Genomic DNA, 16,168 nt, shown 5'->3' with positions numbered 1-16,168 from the left:
CGGTCCGTTGTCAGCGGTCGCGCCGGTAGAGGGTGCGCGCGTGCTCGTTGAACGGTGACTGCTGGACGGTCGCACGGATGCGGGGGAAGCCGAGGTCGGCCTCGGGGTCGGTGCCGGAACCGGGGTGCTCGCCCCAGACCACCGTGACCTCGGTGCCCGCAGTGGCGTACTCGGCGTCGATCAGGGTCTGCGCCAGGACGGTTCCCACCGGGTCGATCGAGGCGCTCTGCATCGTGACGCCGACCAGACCGGCGGCGCTCTCCACGCGGTGGCGGGCGTAGCTGAGCACGAAGCCGGGGTCCTGGCCCTCCCCGATGACGGTGCGCACGTCGGCGGGGTCGAGAACGACGGTGACCTTGGTACGGCGTACCTCGCCCTTGGCCTTCTCCAGGGCGTCCCGGCCCACGAAGTCGTGGTTGAAGGAGATCATCTTCCCGTAGCCGAGTTCGTACGGGGAGACGTAGTAGTCCTCGATGTCCTCGGAGAAGTAGCTGCCGTTCAGCGGGCGCTTGCCCTCGATGCCGAACAGGGGCAAGTTCCGCCGATAGTCGAGCAGTTCGGGGTCGGTGTAGATGCCGGGCACCGGCGAGGGGATCCAGCCGCTCTCCACGCTGGGCGTGGTGTAGGCCAGGGCGCCGACCTGGATCAGACTGAGCGGCTCGCCGATCTTCAGGAACGTCTCGTGCACGTACGCGGCGTGCTCCCAGGGGCCGATGAACTCGAAGCCTGCCTGGCCGGCCATGCCATGGCGCAGGGCGCGCAGGGGGCGCCCGTCCAGAGTGACCGCGGTGGAGTGGAAGAACTTCGTCTCCGGCAGCGGACCGCCGAAGACACGCTCGACGAGTTCCGCCGCCAGCGGGCCCTGGATCTGATAGCGGAACAGCTTCGGGTCACCGCCACCGGGCCGGAAGGCGGAGGACGGGTCGGTGACGAAGCCGACGTCGTAGCCACCCTTCTCCGCGTGGTACTGAACCCAGTGCTGAGCGGCCGGGATCCCGCTCAGCAGGTACTCGTTCTCACCTTCGCGGGCGAGGATCCCGTCGGTGACGATGTGGCCGTGGCGGGTGACCGGCACGTACTGCTTGGCCTGCCCGATCGCGAACTTCTCGAAGTTGTTGGCACCGTGGTCGGCCAGCACCTGGGTGGCGTCGGGGCCCTCGATCCACATGTCGTACATGTGGTGCGAGAGGTTGAGCAGGGCCACGCCCTCGTGCCACGCGGCCTGTTCCTGACGCCAGCCCGCGTACTCGCGCTCGACGACCTCGGGGGTCCACGGCTCGGCGCCCGGATGCCACAGCAACTTCATCGGCGAGCCGGCCTTGTCGATGCCGTCCTGGAGGGAGGGGGTTGCCATATCGGCTCCTTTTGGTAACTGCCTGCCCCACGAGAACTAAATCGATCTAGTGAATGCTGGCAGCAGGTCAACGTGACTGGTCTATCGGCGGATTGGTGAACTAAATCGATCTAGTGGAAGCTAGCAGAGCGGTCTCGTTCAAACGAGGCGTTGGTTTCGCATTCATTACGTGCGATCGGCGTGCTCGACATACGCGGCGGCCATGTGCACCGCGTCGAGACTCACCCGGACGTCGTGCACCCGCACACAGAACGCGCCCCCGACGGCGGCGAGCGCGGAGACGGCAGCCGTCGCCACGTCACGCCCGGCGGGCGGCATCTCGCCGACGCCCCCCTCGGCGAGGGCCGCGCCGATGAAGCGCTTCCTCGACGCACCGACCATCAAGGGGAAACCCAGCGTCCGCAGCTTCTCCAGGCCGGCCAGGAGCGTCCAGTCGTGCTCGGGGCGCTTGGAGAACCCGAGCCCCGGGTCGAGCGCGATGCGCGACGGATCCACACCCATTCCCGTCAACTGCCGAAGACGAGCGCCGAGTTCCGCCATGACGTCGGCCACGACATCGCCGTAGTCCGCATGGCGGTCCATCTCACGGCTGGGCGCACGCCAGTGCATGGCGACATACGGAACGCCGGCCTCGGCGACGGTCCGTGCCATGCCCGGGTCGGCCAGGCCGCCGCTGACGTCGTTGACCATGCGCGCCCCCGCCTCGACCGCGGCGCGGGCCACGGGCGCGTGCATGGTGTCGACGCTCACCCACACCCCGGCCCGGGCGAGTTCACGCACCACCGGCACGGTCCGGGCCAGTTCCTCGTCGAGGCACACGGGCCGCGCCCCCGGCCGGGTGGACTCGCCGCCCACATCGACGATGTCCGCGCCTTGTGCGGCGAGCTCCAGCCCGCGGTCGATCGCGTGCCCAGTGTCCGCGTACACGCCGCCGTCGGAGAACGAGTCGGGTGTCACGTTCACGATGCCCATCACCAGGCAGCGGCCCAGTCGGGGCACCCCTTCCGGTGCCACGAGGGGTCTCGCCCGCCCGAGGGCGGGGTTTTCCAGGGTTGGCATCAGCGACAACCTCCTCGATCCCGCGTCCCGCCGCGGGAAAGGAATGCTAAATCGATCTGTCCGGGATGTTACATGGCAGAGCTTAATCGTTCTAGCTCTGCTGTGATCGCCTTTGAAGGCAGCCGTACGACGTCCGCGTACCGAGTGGGCGGATGCGTGCAGCGGGCCTCGTCCGACGGCGCGCTGCGGCTGAAGGTGTCATCGCGACCACGCAGGTAGACGTGTTCCTGGTGGGCGACCACCCCGGTCACCGGTTCTCCCGGAGGCGGGCGACGACGTAGGCGGCCGCCATGCCGGTGACATCCCTGACGGTCCCCATGGGCAGCGGGGAGCGGGTCTCGGCGATCGCCTCGTGCTCGCCCGCCCTGATGAGCACCCGGATGTGGGCCGCGACTCCGTGCGCGGCGATGGCGACGGCGATGTTGTCGAGGTTGTCGGAGCCGACCGGCGAGGGCGCGGGCGCGTCCGAGACACAGCCGCTCCAGCACGTGGCGGTCGCCCGCCGTTGCCGGTCATGACGGGCACTCTCAGACCGCGCGCCAGTCGTGCCGCGGAGGCGTGCGGGTCGCGTTCGACGCCGACGACGGGAACGCCCAGGCGCCGCAGCTCGACACAGAGCCGCGTGCTGACTTGCCTCATGCCGACGACGATGACGCACTGTCAGTCCTGGTCGTAGGTCCCCCGGGAACGTGTCCCGGGGACCTTGTGCCGTGACAGATGCTGTCAGCGCTTGTCGCTCGCGAAGGGCCTGCGGGAGATGGTGGCGCGGATGGTGGTCTGGGCGTGGCGCTCGACCGTCGGATTGGCGGAACCGCCGTCCGGTTCACCCCAGATGAGGTCGACCTCGCGCCCGTAGCCCAGTTCGTCTGCGTCGATCATGCAGACGGAGATCCAGCCACGGACGTTGGACGAGTAGCTGCACAAGGTCGACACCCCGATCAGCCGGCCGTCGCTCTCGATTCGGTCGAACTGCGAGGCCGAGTAGAACGCGGCGGGCGTGTCGATGTACTTGAACCGCCGGTCACCCTGTTCATACATGCTCGCGTAGACGCGGGCCACGTCGTCGCGGTGCCAGGACAGCCACACCTTCTTGCGGTGCTTGCGCCCGCGCATCCCCTCCAGGGCCTCGCGGCCGATGAAGTCGTGGTCGAACTTGAGGACGTGGCCGTAGCCGAGGTCGTAAGGCGTGACGTAGTAGTCGTCCACCCGGTCCGGGGCGAAGCTGCCGCCGACCGAGAGGTTCGCCTCGAAGGTGCGCGCGCCGAGCCACTCGCGGTAGGGCCGCATGTTCTCGCCCGAGTAGACCGCGGGCACGGTGGAGGCGATCCAGCCGGACTCCGTGGCCACCGAGGCGTAGGCGCGGCCGCCGACCTGGCGTATCCCGTAGGGCTCGCCCGCCTCCAGGAGGGTGTCGCGGATGCCGTCGATGTCGGCGTAGGGGCCGAAGAACTCCAGGCCGGGGAAGCCGGACATGCGGTGGTTGAGGGCGGTGACCTCGTGCTTGCCGATGCTGAACTTGCCCATGCTGAAGAAGGGGATGTCCGGCATCGGGCCGCCGTTGACCTCCTCGAAGATGCGAGCCGCGTGGGGGCCCTGCAGCTGAAGACGGTAGAACTCGCGGCCGCCCGGGTTCTGGGCGGTGCGTTCGTCCCGGCGGAGGGTGACGTCGTAGCCGCCGGTCTCGGCGTGGAACTGGACCCAGTTGAGGGCCGGCGGGCGCCCGACGAGGCGGACCAGGTTGTCGGCGAGGCAGAACAGGATGCAGTCGCCGATCATGTAGCCGTCGTGGTTGACCGCGATGAGCTGCTTGGCCTGCATCGGTCCGAAGCCTGCGAAGCTGTTCGCGCCGAGCTCCGAGAGGAGGCGGTAGCAGTCGGGCCCCTCCACTGTGAGGTCGGTCATGTGGTGGGAGAGGTCCATGAGTGCGGCACTTGTGCGCCAGCTCTCCTGCTCGTCACGCCAGTTGGTGAACTCGGCCCGGATCGGGAAGGGATACGCCCCCGACAGGCCGCCGCGCATCAGCGCCAGCGGGCCACCGGCCTCGCGTATCTGATCGTCAAGGTGTGCCACTGCTTCCTCCATGTCCTGTCGGCATGCCACGCCGACGCGTCTGCGGGTGCTTCAACAGCGGATCGAAAAAAGGGGGGTGGGGCACCCTGGGCGGCGCCCGGGCAGGTGCTGCCGGGTGTCAGCGCGGCCGGGTGGGGGTCCGTTCGGGGAACGTCTTCGGCTCGACATGCGCATGCGGCACGGGCTGGTGTGTGCCCTGACCATCAGCGGTACTGTACGGTACAGTACCGTTCGATGGAGCGGATGCGCAAGAGGCGCCTCACGGACAGCCGAAGCCACGCGAACAAGCGTGCCCACCTGCTCAGGGAACGGCTTATACGATGTCGACCGTGCAGAGGATGACGGCAGCCGACCGGCGCAAACTGATCCTGAACGCCGCAGGCGAGCTGTTCATCGCCCGGGGCTACCCAGGCGTCACCATGGAAGACGTCCTCGCGAAGGTCGGCGGCTCGAAGGCGACGCTGTACCGCCACTTCGCCGACAAGGCCGAGCTGTTCCAGGCCGCTGTGGAAGCCCTGTGCGACGAGTGGTCGAAGCCGGTGCACACCTTCACCGCGCCCCCCGACGCCGACCTCGCCACCACGCTCACGGCCCTCGGCGGGCACTTCGCCGCCCTGGTCCTCACCCCCCAGGCCATCGCCCTGCACCGACTGGTCACCGCGGAGGCCGAACGCATGCCAGAGGTCGGCCGCGCCTTCTTCGAACACGGCCCCTCCACCGGCCAGCGCGTTCTGGGCAAGTACCTGCAACAGGCACGCGACGCCGGTGAGATCGACATGAGCGACCCCGTCCGCGCGGCGGCACAGCTCTACCAGGCGATGCTCGGCGACGCCCAGATGCGCCTGCTGACCAACTCCCCGCGCAAATTGGACGACGACGAGGTCAAGGAGGGCATCGCCGTCGCGGTCCGGGTCTTCCTGCACGGCACGACGGCATCGCGCGGCGACGCGCTGTAACACTGACATCACTCACAGCCTGGGACATTCCCGACTCTCGCGAGACACCAGGGACCTCTGTTACCGTCAAAACAGAGCCAACTAGATCGTTCTAGTTGAGTAGGTGCTCGCGCACCTCGCACCCCATGTCCCACACGGCCGGAGGGACGCCCGAGCCATGGCCGACTGGAGGATTTCCATGGACCGCATGCTCCTGATGCGCAGCTTCGTCACCGTCGCGCAGCTCGGCAGTTTCAGCGGAGCCGCCCGGGCCCTCAGCTCGTCCGGCTCCCTCGTCTCACGGCACGTGGCGGAACTCGAGCGGCAGCTCGGTGTCCGCCTCGTCAACCGCACGGCTCGTTCCGTCAGCCTGACCGAACCGGGGTTGCGCTACTCCGAGTTCGCCGCCCGCATCCTCGCGGAGGTCGAAGCCGAAGAAGCCCTCATCGGGCACCTGCACGACCGAGCGGAAGGTGCCCTGAGCGTCGTCTGCCCCAAGTGGATCGGAAGCCTGGACGTCGGGGACGCCATCGCCGCCTTCGCCGCCGCGCACCCCAAGATCACCGTGCGGTTCGAACTGGGGGGACTATCGGAGCGCACCTACGACTTCCTGGACGGCGGCTTCGACGTGGCCCTGCACACGCGGGATCTGAGAGATTCCCGGGTCCACCTCAAGAAGATCGCGTCGCTCCCCTTCACCCTGTGCGCGTCCGAGGAATACGTGAAACGACACGGCTTCCTCAACCATCCCGGCGAACTGGCCGAGCACGACTGCCTGGTGCACGTGAACGAGCCCGTGTGGCGCCTGGGGCACGGATCCACCTCCAGCCTGCACAAGATCCGCAACGTGGCTTTCTCCTCGAACTCGTACCTGGCCCTGCGGAAGGCCGCCGTCCAAGGCCGCGGCATCGCCCTGCTCCCCCAGCGCTCCGCCTACGAGGACCTGGTCTCCGGCGCACTCCAGGTCCAGCTCCCCGAAGTCCCCATCCCCGACCGCCCGTTGTACGCGATCTACGGACCCGGCCAGACCGTGCCGCGAAAGGTCGTCATCCTGCTCGAATTCCTCACGCGATGGTTCAAGGAGAACCCCATTCCCGCGATCGGGACGTGAGGGTAGGCGCCCCGGCGGAACGCCGATGTGCGCTCAGAGCATGAGGCCCGCGCGAGACCATGAGGAGAAATCCATGACGTACGACACTCCGAGCGATCGCCGCTTACTGGCAACGGACCCGCCGCTCGGCCGGATGGGCTTCGGCGCCATGCGGCCGGCAGGCCCGGGCGTCTTCGGTCCGCCCCACGACCGCGACGAGGCGAGGACTGTGTGCGCACGGCCGTCGAACTGGGCGTACGGCACATCGACACCAGCGACTTCTACCGCCCCGCCGTCGTCAACGAACTGATCAGAGAAGCTCTCCACCCCTACCCGGGACGACTTCCGCATCGTGACCAAGGTCGGGGTCCGCCGGGACGACGAGGGAGGCTGGTCCCCTCCCTGGACCCGGACGACCTCAAGTTCCAGGTCCACGAAAACCTCCGGCACCTCGGTCTGGACACACTCAACGTGGTCAATCTGCGCGTGGCGGCGAGCGCGGGCGGAGCCGGGGACAGCATCGCCGAGCCCTTCGGGGGCACTCGCCGAACTGCGGCGACAGGGCCTGATCCGCCATCTCGGGCTCAGCGGAGTCTCGGACGCCCAGCTCACCGAGGCGCAGCACATCCCACCGTCGCCACCGTCCAGAACTTCTACAACCTGGCCGACCGGCACAGTGCCCCGCTGGTCGGCAGATGCGCGAGCCAACACATCACGTTCGTGCCCTACTTCCCGCTGGGCGGATTCCGTCCACTGCGGCACGACGCGCTCCTCCAGTTGGCCGGCTCCATGCTTCCCCCGCAACAGGTGGCCCTGGCCTGGCTGTCGCAGCGCTCGCGGGCCATCGCACTGATTCCCGGCACCTCCCCGCGCTCGACGCGATGGCCGCGTGACGCTGCGAGTTGCTTCGCCGAGGCGCCGGAGTCATCGACGAACCGCCCTGCCGAGCTGACGAATTGGCGCAGTTGGACGACGTCGGCACGTACGCAAGGCGACGGATCGCCACCTTAGGTTGCGTGACGTGCCCTCCCCTCTCGCGTACCGCGGCGGGCAGCATTCCGCCAAGTGATCGCGGTTGCAGTACGCGGCGCGAGGACGAAGAGCGGGTCGGGCCCCGCCAGGTCCCGACCCACCCGCGCTCATCACGTCCTGCACATCGCAGAGGAGCCGCCCACCATGTGCCAGAACGAACAACGGATCGAAGACCCGCCAGCCGCCTCGCAGCACGTAGAGACACGGCACACGTCACGCCGAGCGGTACTGGGTGCCGTAGCGGCATCGGCCGTCGCCGCCGCACCCCTCCTCGGACCCGCGCAGATCGCGACCGCGGCACCCGGTAGCGCGTCCGGAGCCGGCTTGTCGCTCGTCCTGCTCGGCACCAACAGCGGGCCGCCCCCACTGGCAAACCGATACGGCACCTCGTCGGCGCTGGTCATCAACGGCCGTACATACGTGGTCGATTGCGGCCGCGGAGCGGTGACCCAGTACCTGCGCGCAGGACTGTCGATGCCCTCGCTCGCCGGCATCTTCCTCACCCACCTGCACGCCGACCACATCGTCGACTACTACTCCTTCCCGCTGCTGTCCGCAGGAGCGTCCGGCGCTCAGGGCTTCCGGACACCGGTGTCCGTCTACGGCCCCGGCCCCGCCGGCATCCCTTCGACCGTGGCCGGCGCTCCCGGCCCCGTGCCGGGCACGGTCGAGATGACCCAGCTGGCCGGGCAGGCGTACGCCGCCGCACCCACCTTCTTCATGACCGAGCACATCGGCATCGACCCGGCCACCCTGCTCGACGTCCACGACGTACTGCCACCGACCGCGATCGGCGCCTCCGCGACGAACACCGCGCCCACTATGCGGCCCTTCACCGTCATGGAGAACGACGACGTCAAGGTCAGCGCCATCCTCGTCCCGCACGGCGCGGCGTTCCCCGCCTACGCCTACCGCTTCGACACCGACCACGGCAGCGTCGTCTTCTCCGGCGACACCGCCATCACCCTCAACACCATCACGCTCGCCCGCAACGCGGACGTACTGGTCCACGAGGCCCTCTACCCCGACGGGCTGGCGAGCCTGGGCCTGCCGCAGTCCCTCATCGACCACATCCTGGCCACCCACACCGATGTCACTGAACTCGGCCGGATCGCGGCCGAGGCCGGCGCCGGCGCCCTGGTCGCCACCCACCTCAGCCCGGGAAACCCGGCCGCCGTCTCCGACGCGACCTGGCGCCGCCTCCTCCGCGACAGCGCACACCGATCCGACTACGGCGGCCGCATGCTCCTCGGCACCGACCTGATGCACGTCCCGGTACGGCGCGGCGCCCTCCGGGGGTAGACGGGAGACAAGCACCGGACTCCTGACTGCTGAGGTCCTCGTGACGCCGGGGTCCACAGGCTTGAACCCTGTTCCGTTCTTGACGCATGTCTCGGCCGTGAGAGGAGCGATTCCGGCCCATCGGGCGACCCGGGAACACACCTTGCGCCTGCCTGTCGCCGCTCCACGTCCTGGTGTGGGCCCTGGGCGCGGCCGCCCGAAAGGCGGATTACGAGATACTCGGTCCATTCTTGGATGGCTCGGGGTATCTCGGCAGCGTGTGCAGAACCTGGCCGTGGCTACCGTCCTGTACCGACTGGGCTGTCTGGCCTCCGGCGGCGCTGGTACGTCGCCCTCCTGTGGCTGGTGGTCCTCGCCGCCCTCGGACTCGGGGCCGCCACGAGGCCTCCGACGGCTCCGCCACCACGTTCTCCACGCCGAGTGGGGAGGCGCAGCGGGCCTTCGACCTGATGCAGGAGCGCTTCCCCGGCGCCCAGGCCGACGGCACGGTCGCCCGAGTAGGCTTCGTCGCGCCCGACGGGCGGAAGATCACCTCGGCCCAGGACCGGGCGACCGTGGACCGGCTTGTCGGCGATGGACTTCAGGACGGCCAATCACCCATTCCAGAGGCGGCCTCGCCAGTTCACCCGAGCGTGGAGGATCAGGGTCGAATCGTTTCCGGAGAGCGGTGGTCAAGCCGCGGTTGCATCGTAGGTCACACAGCCACGCTGGGCGGTGGCTCGGTGGACTTCCTGGCCTGCGATCACCCTGAAGGGGGACACGTGACGAGAGCAAGTGCCAGCACCACCGCGGCCTGCCTCACTGCAACATCCTTTCCATGGCCACCTGCACCGCCTCGACGTCATGCGCCTGGAGCACATGGAGGAGCTCATCTCGGTGGCCGTCAAGCACGGCCGCCCGGTAGGCGTGGCCCCATATGTGCTGGCTCAGCCCGGCGCTGAACGACAGCACGACCTCCTTCTGCTTCGACAGCACGCCAACGAGGCCATGGTCCAGCTCGGCGAAGCCGGGCCCATCTGACGGCCCCCGGGCCACTGCCACCGCCGCAGTCGTCAACGCCATGGCTGGTCGGCTGACATTGAGTCAGGATGGGCAGGCCGCCGACATACCGCCCGCCTGGCGCCGTGCAAAGGATCGCGGGCGGCTGACAGCAGCCGCGAGTCGCAGTGGGCGGCCTGGTCGCCGAGCTCGAACGGCAGTGCCCAGGGCGGTCGGAGCCGTCCCGGGCACTGCCGTGGAGGTGGGCTGGTGCCTCAGCCGTGCGGGCGTGAGGCGGCGGCGTCACCCGCGTCTACGGCGTCACCTTCCCAATCCTCACAGTGCCCTTGCCCACGAAGGTCCCGCGGTCGTTGAGCAGATGCACCTCGCCGAAGAGCGCGCGGCCCTCCGGTGCCGCGGCCGCGGCCGTGACGTGTGCGGACACGGTCGCAGAGGCTCCCGTGCCGAGCCGCACCGGCCCCGCATCGTCCGGGGTGAGCGAGCCAAGGGCTGTGGAGAAGAACACGTCGCGGTAGTCGTAGGCGGTGGAGCCGGACGGGACGCCGAAGCCCAGTACCTCGACCGTGTAGGTGCCGGCGGCCGGGCGGGGCACGGAGACCGACTCCTCGGCGTCGCTGTCCGCGTCCATGCCGACGAGGTCGCCGTCGCCGTCGTACACCCTCAGGTCCAGGTCGGTGGCCTTGTCCGAGGGGTTGCCGATGGCGACGTCCAGTGACGTGGTGCCCTCGGGCACCACGACCGTGGTGGTCTGTGTGTCGCCGGTGGCGATGGTGGGACGTGTGGTCCGCGACGAGCCGAGCGGGCCGCTCTTGAGGGTGCCGTTCACCGGCGCGTACTCGTTCTCGGCCGTCCAGGAGACGGCGGCCGGTGTGCCCGCCTTGGCCTCCGGCACGGTCGCGGGCTCCGGGTCGAAGGAGGTGCGGTACACAGTGACGTCCAGGTCGTACGGATTGTCGAGCAGCTTCGAGGCGTAGGACGACTGGACCACTATCTCCCACACACCGGCCTGCGGGTCCGGGTACGCGGCCACATCGGGCGTGGCGGGGTCGTCGTCCTTGACGGGCAGGCCGTACGGCTGGAGCGCGCTCACCACCGTCCGGCTACCGTCCTTCAGGCCGCCGAGCCTGACCTCCAGGGTCCTGGCGCCTTCGGGGACGGTCACAAAGTAGGTGTTCGCGCTGTTGCGCTGCACCGATCCCGAGGCGGAGTAGGTGTAGTCCGCCGGCGTGGAGACCACCACGGTCGTCAGGACCTGCTCGTCGACGCCCACTGTCGTCGGGTCATCGATCTCCAGGCGGGCGCTCTTGATGCCCTCGGACGTCGGCGCGGCCTGGACCTTCACGGTCACCGGACGGTTCAGCGGCAGTGCCACCGTCTGCGAGCCGAGGAGAGAGAAGGTGCGGGACTTGTTGTTCTGCAGCCGCAGTGTGTGCGGGACCGGGCCGTCGGGGCCGGAGGTACGCGTCAGGGTGACCTCGTACGTCTTCTTCTGGCCGGCCTTGAGACCGCCCTCGCGGTCGTAGATCCCGGTACCGAAGCCGGGCGTCTTCAGTAGCTGGTCGAGCGCGGTGTCGACCGGGGCCTTCACGGTGTACTCGTGGGCGTTCGCTCCCTCCTGGATCTCCTTCCAGGCAGCCTGGATGTCGATCAGGCCCGCGCCCTCCTCGTACGCCTGAAGTCCCTTGATGTGGCGGGCGGTCGAGGTGAGCGCCGTGCGCAGTTTCACAGGAGTGAGGTCGACGCCCTGCTGCTCGGCAGCGGACAGCAGCAACGCGCTCCCGCCCGCCGTCTGCGGGGACGCCATCGACGTGCCCTGGTACATGGTGTAGCCGGCAGGCAGGTTCCAGCCCGTGTACTGCTCGAAGAGCTGGGCGCCGGGCATCCAGGACGGGCTGGAGGAGACCGCCGAGCCGGGGGCGACGAGGGTTGGTGCGAACCCGCCGTCCTCGCGGGGGCCGCGGGCGGAGAGGGTGAACAGGCTGTACGTCTTCTCCACTTCGGCACCGTAGTTGGCGGCCCAGGTCTCCTTGGAGACGCCGGCGCCGACCGAGATCACCTTGTCGGCCAGGCCCGGGTCGTCGATCGTGTTGGTGCCGGGGCCTGAGTTGCCGGCGGCGATCACGAGTTGGACGCCGTAGGTGTCGATGAGGCGCGTGTACAGCTCGGCGCGCGCGTTGTTGCCGTCGTTGAGTGCGGGCAGGCCGCCGATGGACATGTTGACGATGTCGACGCCGCGGTTGACGACCAGGTCGATCATGCCCTCGGCCAGCGCGACGTTGGTGCAGCCGGCCCCGAAGATGCAGGCGCGGGACGACACGATCTTCGCCCCCGGCGCGGCGCCGTTCATCGTGCCGCCGAACAGGCCGTTGGCCGCGGCGATACCGGCGACGTGGGTGCCGTGATATTTGCTGACGACGCCGATGTTGACGAAGTCGGACTTCTTGCCGACCCAGTCGCCGCCGAGCGGGTCCATGGGTACGTCCTTGCGGATCTCCACGACGAACGGCTGCCGCTCGGCGATGTCGGTGGCCGGGTCGTCGGTGCCGAAGTAGCCGATCTGGTGGCCGTCCTTGTACGGCTTCATCGGCTCGTCGTCGGTGAAGTCGTGGTCGTTGTTCAGGTCGACGGTGACCGTGCCGGCCGCCGGGTCGTACAGCACGCCCCAGCTGTCCGTGGTGTCACCGTCGCGGTTCGCGTCGCCGTCGGTCAGGCCGTCCTCGACCTTGCCGCCCTTGGTGACGGACTCACGGAAGACGTTGACGCGGTACGAGCCCGAAGGGGCCTTCCAGCTCTGGCTGCCGTAGGTGAAGGCCGGCCCGGACACGTCGGTCGTCATCGCGCGCCAGGTGCCGTCGCCGTCGACGATCGGGTCGGTGGCCGTGACCCAGTCGACGATCTTCCGCTCGCCGGTGGTGGTCTTCTGCAGCGCCGGGCTCGCGAGGTCCACTCCGGTGTCGAGGACACCGATGGTGACACCGCGGCCGTCCAACGTCGGGTACTTCTTCACGAAGTCGACGGCGCCCGTCTCGAAGGTCGGGTTGTACGGGTTCTCGGCCGGGGTGTCCTTGCCGGGCCCGGGATACGTGTCCGAAGTCGCCTTCACGCCAGCGCCATTGACACTGGGGGCAGCAGGCGACGGATCTTCCAGCTGTATCTCGTCGCGCAGGTCGATGCCGTGCACCGAGGACAGCTTGACGGCGGCGTCGATGGCCGCGTCCGCCCTGCCGGTCGGTACGGTCGCCCTGACGTAGCCGAGCTTGTCGTAAGTACGGCCGACGGAGCCGCCCTTGATGGCGTCCAACTCCGCGGCAACCTGCTCCGTCTTACCCGGAGTGGTGGCGATCATCATCGTGACGTTCTTCTCGCCGGTGGCCTCCGCCTCGGCGAGCAGCTCGGCGTCCGCCGAACCGAGCTTGTCATGCGCGGACTTGGGTCTCTCGGCAGAGGAATGGCCCTCGGCAACGAAAGCCAGGGGTATCAGCCCGGTCGTGGTGAGTACGGCCGTCAGCCCGGCGGCCACGGCTATGCGGGTCAAGCGTCTCGCACCCGGTATCGGGCAGATGTGGGGGGTGGTGGGGGGCATGCGATTCCTTTCCCTCGGGGCGGATCCGTCCGCCACGGGATGACGGTGACCGCCAGGGGGATGCGGCCGACCGTCGCGGTTCTGTCGCGGTACTCCACCAGGCCGTCCGGCTGTCGCGCTCAGACCGCTGATCAAGGATTTTCGCCACGTCGGTCAACGGGATAGAGGCAAACGTCCTCAACTGCGGTCACGTGCCTGTGTCTTGTCTCACGCTTGGGCGCTCCGCCGGTCGACCTGCCCAGGAGCCGTGTCGGCTGAGAGTCGCTCCAGCGACCGGACAAGCTCGGTGCGGAGTAGGTGACTTCGGCGCCGTCAGTCACCAGGGAGGGAATCGACCTGCGACAAAGTCCCGACGAATGAATAACTTGCTAGATCGTTCAAGTAGGTTGGGGGAGAGTCACCTGCCCGCCCCAGACCACACCCCCCACCCGTGGAGCCGAAGTGTCCCTTCACTTCCCTGCCCAGTCGCCGTGGCGCAGGGCGACGCTGTCAGTTGCGCTCGTCAGTCGCGACAACCTGCCCCGTCCCTCGCTCTCCGAAGTTTCCGTCCATGTGGTCCGGGAACCTCGCGAGATCCACTCGAGCGACGATGTCGTGCTTTTCCACGGAGTCGGAATGGCGCAGGATCTGGCTCGTTTCTCGGCCGAGATGGCGGACGAGCTGCCACCCGCCGCGGTGCTGACACGGCGGCTCGACTGGGGCGACGTCTGCCTGGCCTTCAAGCACGGTGTCACCAGCTACGTGCTGGAGGGACCGCACTCCTGTCGGCTCGACGAGGTACTGATGTGCACCGCCCGCCGCTTCGGCATCCTCGACCCGGAAATCGTCGGAAGGGTCAGGATCGAGGCTCGAGCCAAGGGACGAACGGCGACAGCGAAGCCAGGCAGATCACCATCCGCGTCGGAGGCCGCCATCCCTGGATCGCGTCCGCTGTTGTCCCAGCGAGAGAGCCAGGTCATGAACCTTCTGGCCTCCGGCCTCGATGTCCGTGATGTCGCCCGGCAGTTGTTTCTGACCGACAAGACGGTCAGGAACTATCTGAGCCGCGTCTACAGCAAGATCGGCGTGCGCAACCAGGCCCAGGCGGTTTTGTACTGGCTCGGGCGAGCGGACAGCCCGACGCCCGGCTCCCCAACCAGGGCGGACGGGCGAGAGAGTGGACCGCTGAACGTCGGTTGACACTCTGATGTTGATGTAGATGGGCAGAGCCGCCCGTGCTCAACAAGGCTGCCCCACTGGTGCTCGGTGGCGCGCGAGAGTGATGGTCAGCGACTTCGGCTCGCCCACGGTCTGGCGACGGTCGGCGCACTGGCCGGTGCGGTAGCGGTGAGACCCGGAGGCTGCTGCCGCCGGATGTTGGGGCTGAACCGTTGAGAGCCGGTGCCGTGAGGTGGTGTCGCCGGGTCTCCATACCCGTGTCGGCCGGTTTCACGGTGCTCTGGTGGAAGTCGAACCTCAGGTTCGCGCCCTTGGCCACCGAGTTGTTGACGTTCGCGTGCAGGTCAGGCCGCTGATGAGCCGGTCCTCGTCCGATGAGTTGGCGGCCTGGGCCGGGAACGATGAGGACGCGGCCAACAGGGCCCCAGTCAGCCCGAGCTACAGCGGCGTTCTGGCGAGGCCCATGAAGCCGCGTCGCGTGAGGTGGTCGTGCACGTTCTCCCCCTGATGGCTGGGGAAGTTGTTTCCGTTTGCTCTCGGGATCAGGCGGCGTTGATGACCACCGTCTTCACCTGCGTCCAGTCCTCCAGATAGTCCGGGCCCATGGAGCGGCCGAACCCGCTGTGCTTGTAGCCACCGAAAGGCGCGCCGATCGCTCCGGCCGGACCGCCGTCACCGAGGGTGTTGACGGCGACCTGCCCGGCCTGTACCCGGCGGGCCAACCGCACCGCTCGTCCCACGTCCTGGGTCCACAACGTGGCGGTCAGTCCGTAGCGGGTGCCGTTGGCGATGGCGACGGCCTCCTCCTCGTCCTCGTACGTGAGGACCGACAGCACCGGGCCGAAGATCTCTTCCTGGGTGATGCGCATCCCGGGGGTGACCCGGTCGAAGAGGGTCGGCGCGACGAAGTAGCCGCCGTCGTATGGCTCTCCGGTCAACTTGCCGCCACCGACGACGACTTCGGCGCCCTCCTCCCGCCCGATGGCGAGGTAGTCCAGTACGCGCTTCTCCTGTCGGGCGTTGATCAGAGGACCCATGTCGACGGACTGGTCCCACAGCCCGACCCGGACGACGCGGAAGGCGTCCGCCACTTCGGAGACCAGCCGGTCGTGGAGTGAGGAGTGGACCAGGACCCGGGAGCCGGCCGCGCAGACCTGGCCGCTGTTCATGACGATGCTGCGCACGATCGCCGGTACGGCCTTGGTGAGGTCGGCGTCGAGCAGCACGATCTGCGGAGACTTGCCGCCCAGCTCCAATTGCAGGGGAGTGAGGTTGCGGGCGCAGGCCTCCATCACGGCGGTGCCGGTCGGGGGCGAGCCGGTGAAGGTCATCTTGCGGATGCCGGGGTGGGCGGGCAGCGCGGCTCCGGCCTCGGCGCCGCAGCCGGTCACGACGTTGAGGACGCCGGGCGGGATGCCTGCCTCCTGGGCCAGCCGGGCCAGGTACAGGGCCGTCAGCGGGGCGCCCTCGCCGGCCGCGACGGCGTCCATGGCGATCGCCGAACACATCGTTGCCGCGGTCTTCGAGCACCGTTCGACGACCTGGCCCCTTTGAATTCAAAGAATGCCCGGCGTGCAGCGCACTTC

At 68.6% G+C, this 16,168-nt stretch carries 12 protein-coding genes; 5 read left to right on the top strand and 7 right to left on the bottom strand.

The annotated features are described in order from the left end of the window. Window positions 1-10: 10 nt before the first annotated feature. The 4 genes from JIX56_RS05265 to JIX56_RS05250 form a co-directional block, all read right to left on the bottom strand. Window positions 11-1,354: an aminomethyl transferase family protein gene (locus JIX56_RS05265; RefSeq protein WP_257537594.1), complete on the bottom strand. Its 1,344-nt coding sequence runs from the start codon at window positions 1,352-1,354 to the stop codon at window positions 11-13. Between the two features lie 165 nt (window positions 1,355-1,519). Then, complete coding sequence (folP, locus tag JIX56_RS05260) at window positions 1,520-2,413, bottom strand: dihydropteroate synthase (RefSeq protein ID WP_257537593.1); 894 nt, start codon at window positions 2,411-2,413, stop codon at window positions 1,520-1,522. A 247-nt stretch (window positions 2,414-2,660) separates the two neighbouring features. Continuing rightward, on the bottom strand, window positions 2,661-2,789 hold the full coding sequence (locus JIX56_RS05255) for a hypothetical protein (protein ID WP_257537592.1): 129 nt from the start codon (window positions 2,787-2,789) through the stop codon (window positions 2,661-2,663). A 347-nt stretch (window positions 2,790-3,136) separates the two neighbouring features. Continuing rightward, window positions 3,137-4,483, bottom strand: coding sequence for an aminomethyl transferase family protein (locus JIX56_RS05250; RefSeq protein ID WP_257537591.1), 1,347 nt, complete (start codon window positions 4,481-4,483; stop codon window positions 3,137-3,139). Window positions 4,484-4,821: 338 nt separating this feature from the next. On the opposite strand from JIX56_RS05250, the gene JIX56_RS05245 reads away from it, so the two are divergent. The 4 genes from JIX56_RS05245 to JIX56_RS05230 all read left to right on the top strand — a co-directional run bounded on the left by JIX56_RS05245 (window position 4,822) and on the right by JIX56_RS05230 (window position 8,842). Then, window positions 4,822-5,439, top strand: a complete 618-nt coding sequence (locus JIX56_RS05245; RefSeq protein ID WP_257537590.1) for a TetR/AcrR family transcriptional regulator — start codon at window positions 4,822-4,824, stop codon at window positions 5,437-5,439. Between the two features lie 178 nt (window positions 5,440-5,617). Next, complete coding sequence (locus tag JIX56_RS05240) at window positions 5,618-6,529, top strand: LysR family transcriptional regulator (protein WP_257537589.1); 912 nt, start codon at window positions 5,618-5,620, stop codon at window positions 6,527-6,529. A gap of 210 nt (window positions 6,530-6,739) precedes the next feature. Then, entirely contained in the window at window positions 6,740-7,519 is a 780-nt protein-coding gene (locus JIX56_RS05235; RefSeq protein ID WP_257537588.1) for an oxidoreductase, read from the top strand. A gap of 345 nt (window positions 7,520-7,864) precedes the next feature. Then, the gene (locus tag JIX56_RS05230; protein ID WP_257537587.1) at window positions 7,865-8,842 is read left to right on the top strand and encodes an MBL fold metallo-hydrolase; all 978 of its coding nucleotides are present in this window, start codon (window positions 7,865-7,867) and stop codon (window positions 8,840-8,842) included. 798 nt (window positions 8,843-9,640) lie between these two features. On the opposite strand, the gene JIX56_RS05225 is transcribed toward JIX56_RS05230, so the two are convergent. Both JIX56_RS05225 and JIX56_RS05220 read right to left on the bottom strand, forming a co-directional pair. Then, window positions 9,641-9,904: a hypothetical protein gene (locus tag JIX56_RS05225; protein WP_257537586.1), complete on the bottom strand. Its 264-nt coding sequence runs from the start codon at window positions 9,902-9,904 to the stop codon at window positions 9,641-9,643. Between the two features lie 229 nt (window positions 9,905-10,133). Continuing rightward, a complete protein-coding gene (locus tag JIX56_RS05220; protein WP_257537585.1) occupies window positions 10,134-13,424 on the bottom strand; it encodes a S8 family serine peptidase in 3,291 nt (1,096 codons plus the stop codon). Between the two features lie 615 nt (window positions 13,425-14,039). Between JIX56_RS05220 and JIX56_RS05215 the strand changes: the two genes are divergently transcribed. Next, window positions 14,040-14,603, top strand: coding sequence for a helix-turn-helix transcriptional regulator (locus tag JIX56_RS05215; RefSeq protein WP_257537584.1), 564 nt, complete (start codon window positions 14,040-14,042; stop codon window positions 14,601-14,603). A 521-nt stretch (window positions 14,604-15,124) separates the two neighbouring features. Here the strand turns inward: JIX56_RS05215 and JIX56_RS05210 are convergent. Then, window positions 15,125-16,072, bottom strand: coding sequence for an aldehyde dehydrogenase family protein (locus JIX56_RS05210; protein ID WP_443031784.1), 948 nt, complete (start codon window positions 16,070-16,072; stop codon window positions 15,125-15,127). Window positions 16,073-16,168: the final 96 nt, after the last annotated feature.

The organism is Streptomyces sp. CA-210063 (assembly GCF_024612015.1).
In the GTDB taxonomy this organism is placed as follows: domain Bacteria; phylum Actinomycetota; class Actinomycetes; order Streptomycetales; family Streptomycetaceae; genus Streptomyces.
This window is presented reverse-complemented; position numbering and strand designations above follow the sequence as displayed.

Excerpts from the sequence above, each read along its gene's own strand:
- JIX56_RS05265 (WP_257537594.1), bottom strand. The coding sequence starts at position 1,354 with ATGGCAACCCCCTCCCTCCAGGACGGCATCGACAAGGCCGGCTCGCCG.
- folP (WP_257537593.1), bottom strand. The coding sequence starts at position 2,413 with ATGCCAACCCTGGAAAACCCCGCCCTCGGGCGGGCGAGACCCCTCGTG.
- JIX56_RS05245 (WP_257537590.1), top strand. The coding sequence starts at position 4,822 with ATGACGGCAGCCGACCGGCGCAAACTGATCCTGAACGCCGCAGGCGAG.
- JIX56_RS05240 (WP_257537589.1), top strand. The coding sequence starts at position 5,618 with ATGGACCGCATGCTCCTGATGCGCAGCTTCGTCACCGTCGCGCAGCTC.
- JIX56_RS05225 (WP_257537586.1), bottom strand. The coding sequence starts at position 9,904 with ATGGCGTTGACGACTGCGGCGGTGGCAGTGGCCCGGGGGCCGTCAGAT.
- JIX56_RS05220 (WP_257537585.1), bottom strand. The coding sequence starts at position 13,424 with ATGCCCCCCACCACCCCCCACATCTGCCCGATACCGGGTGCGAGACGC.
- JIX56_RS05215 (WP_257537584.1), top strand. The coding sequence starts at position 14,040 with ATGGCGCAGGATCTGGCTCGTTTCTCGGCCGAGATGGCGGACGAGCTG.
- JIX56_RS05210 (WP_443031784.1), bottom strand. The coding sequence starts at position 16,072 with ATGGACGCCGTCGCGGCCGGCGAGGGCGCCCCGCTGACGGCCCTGTAC.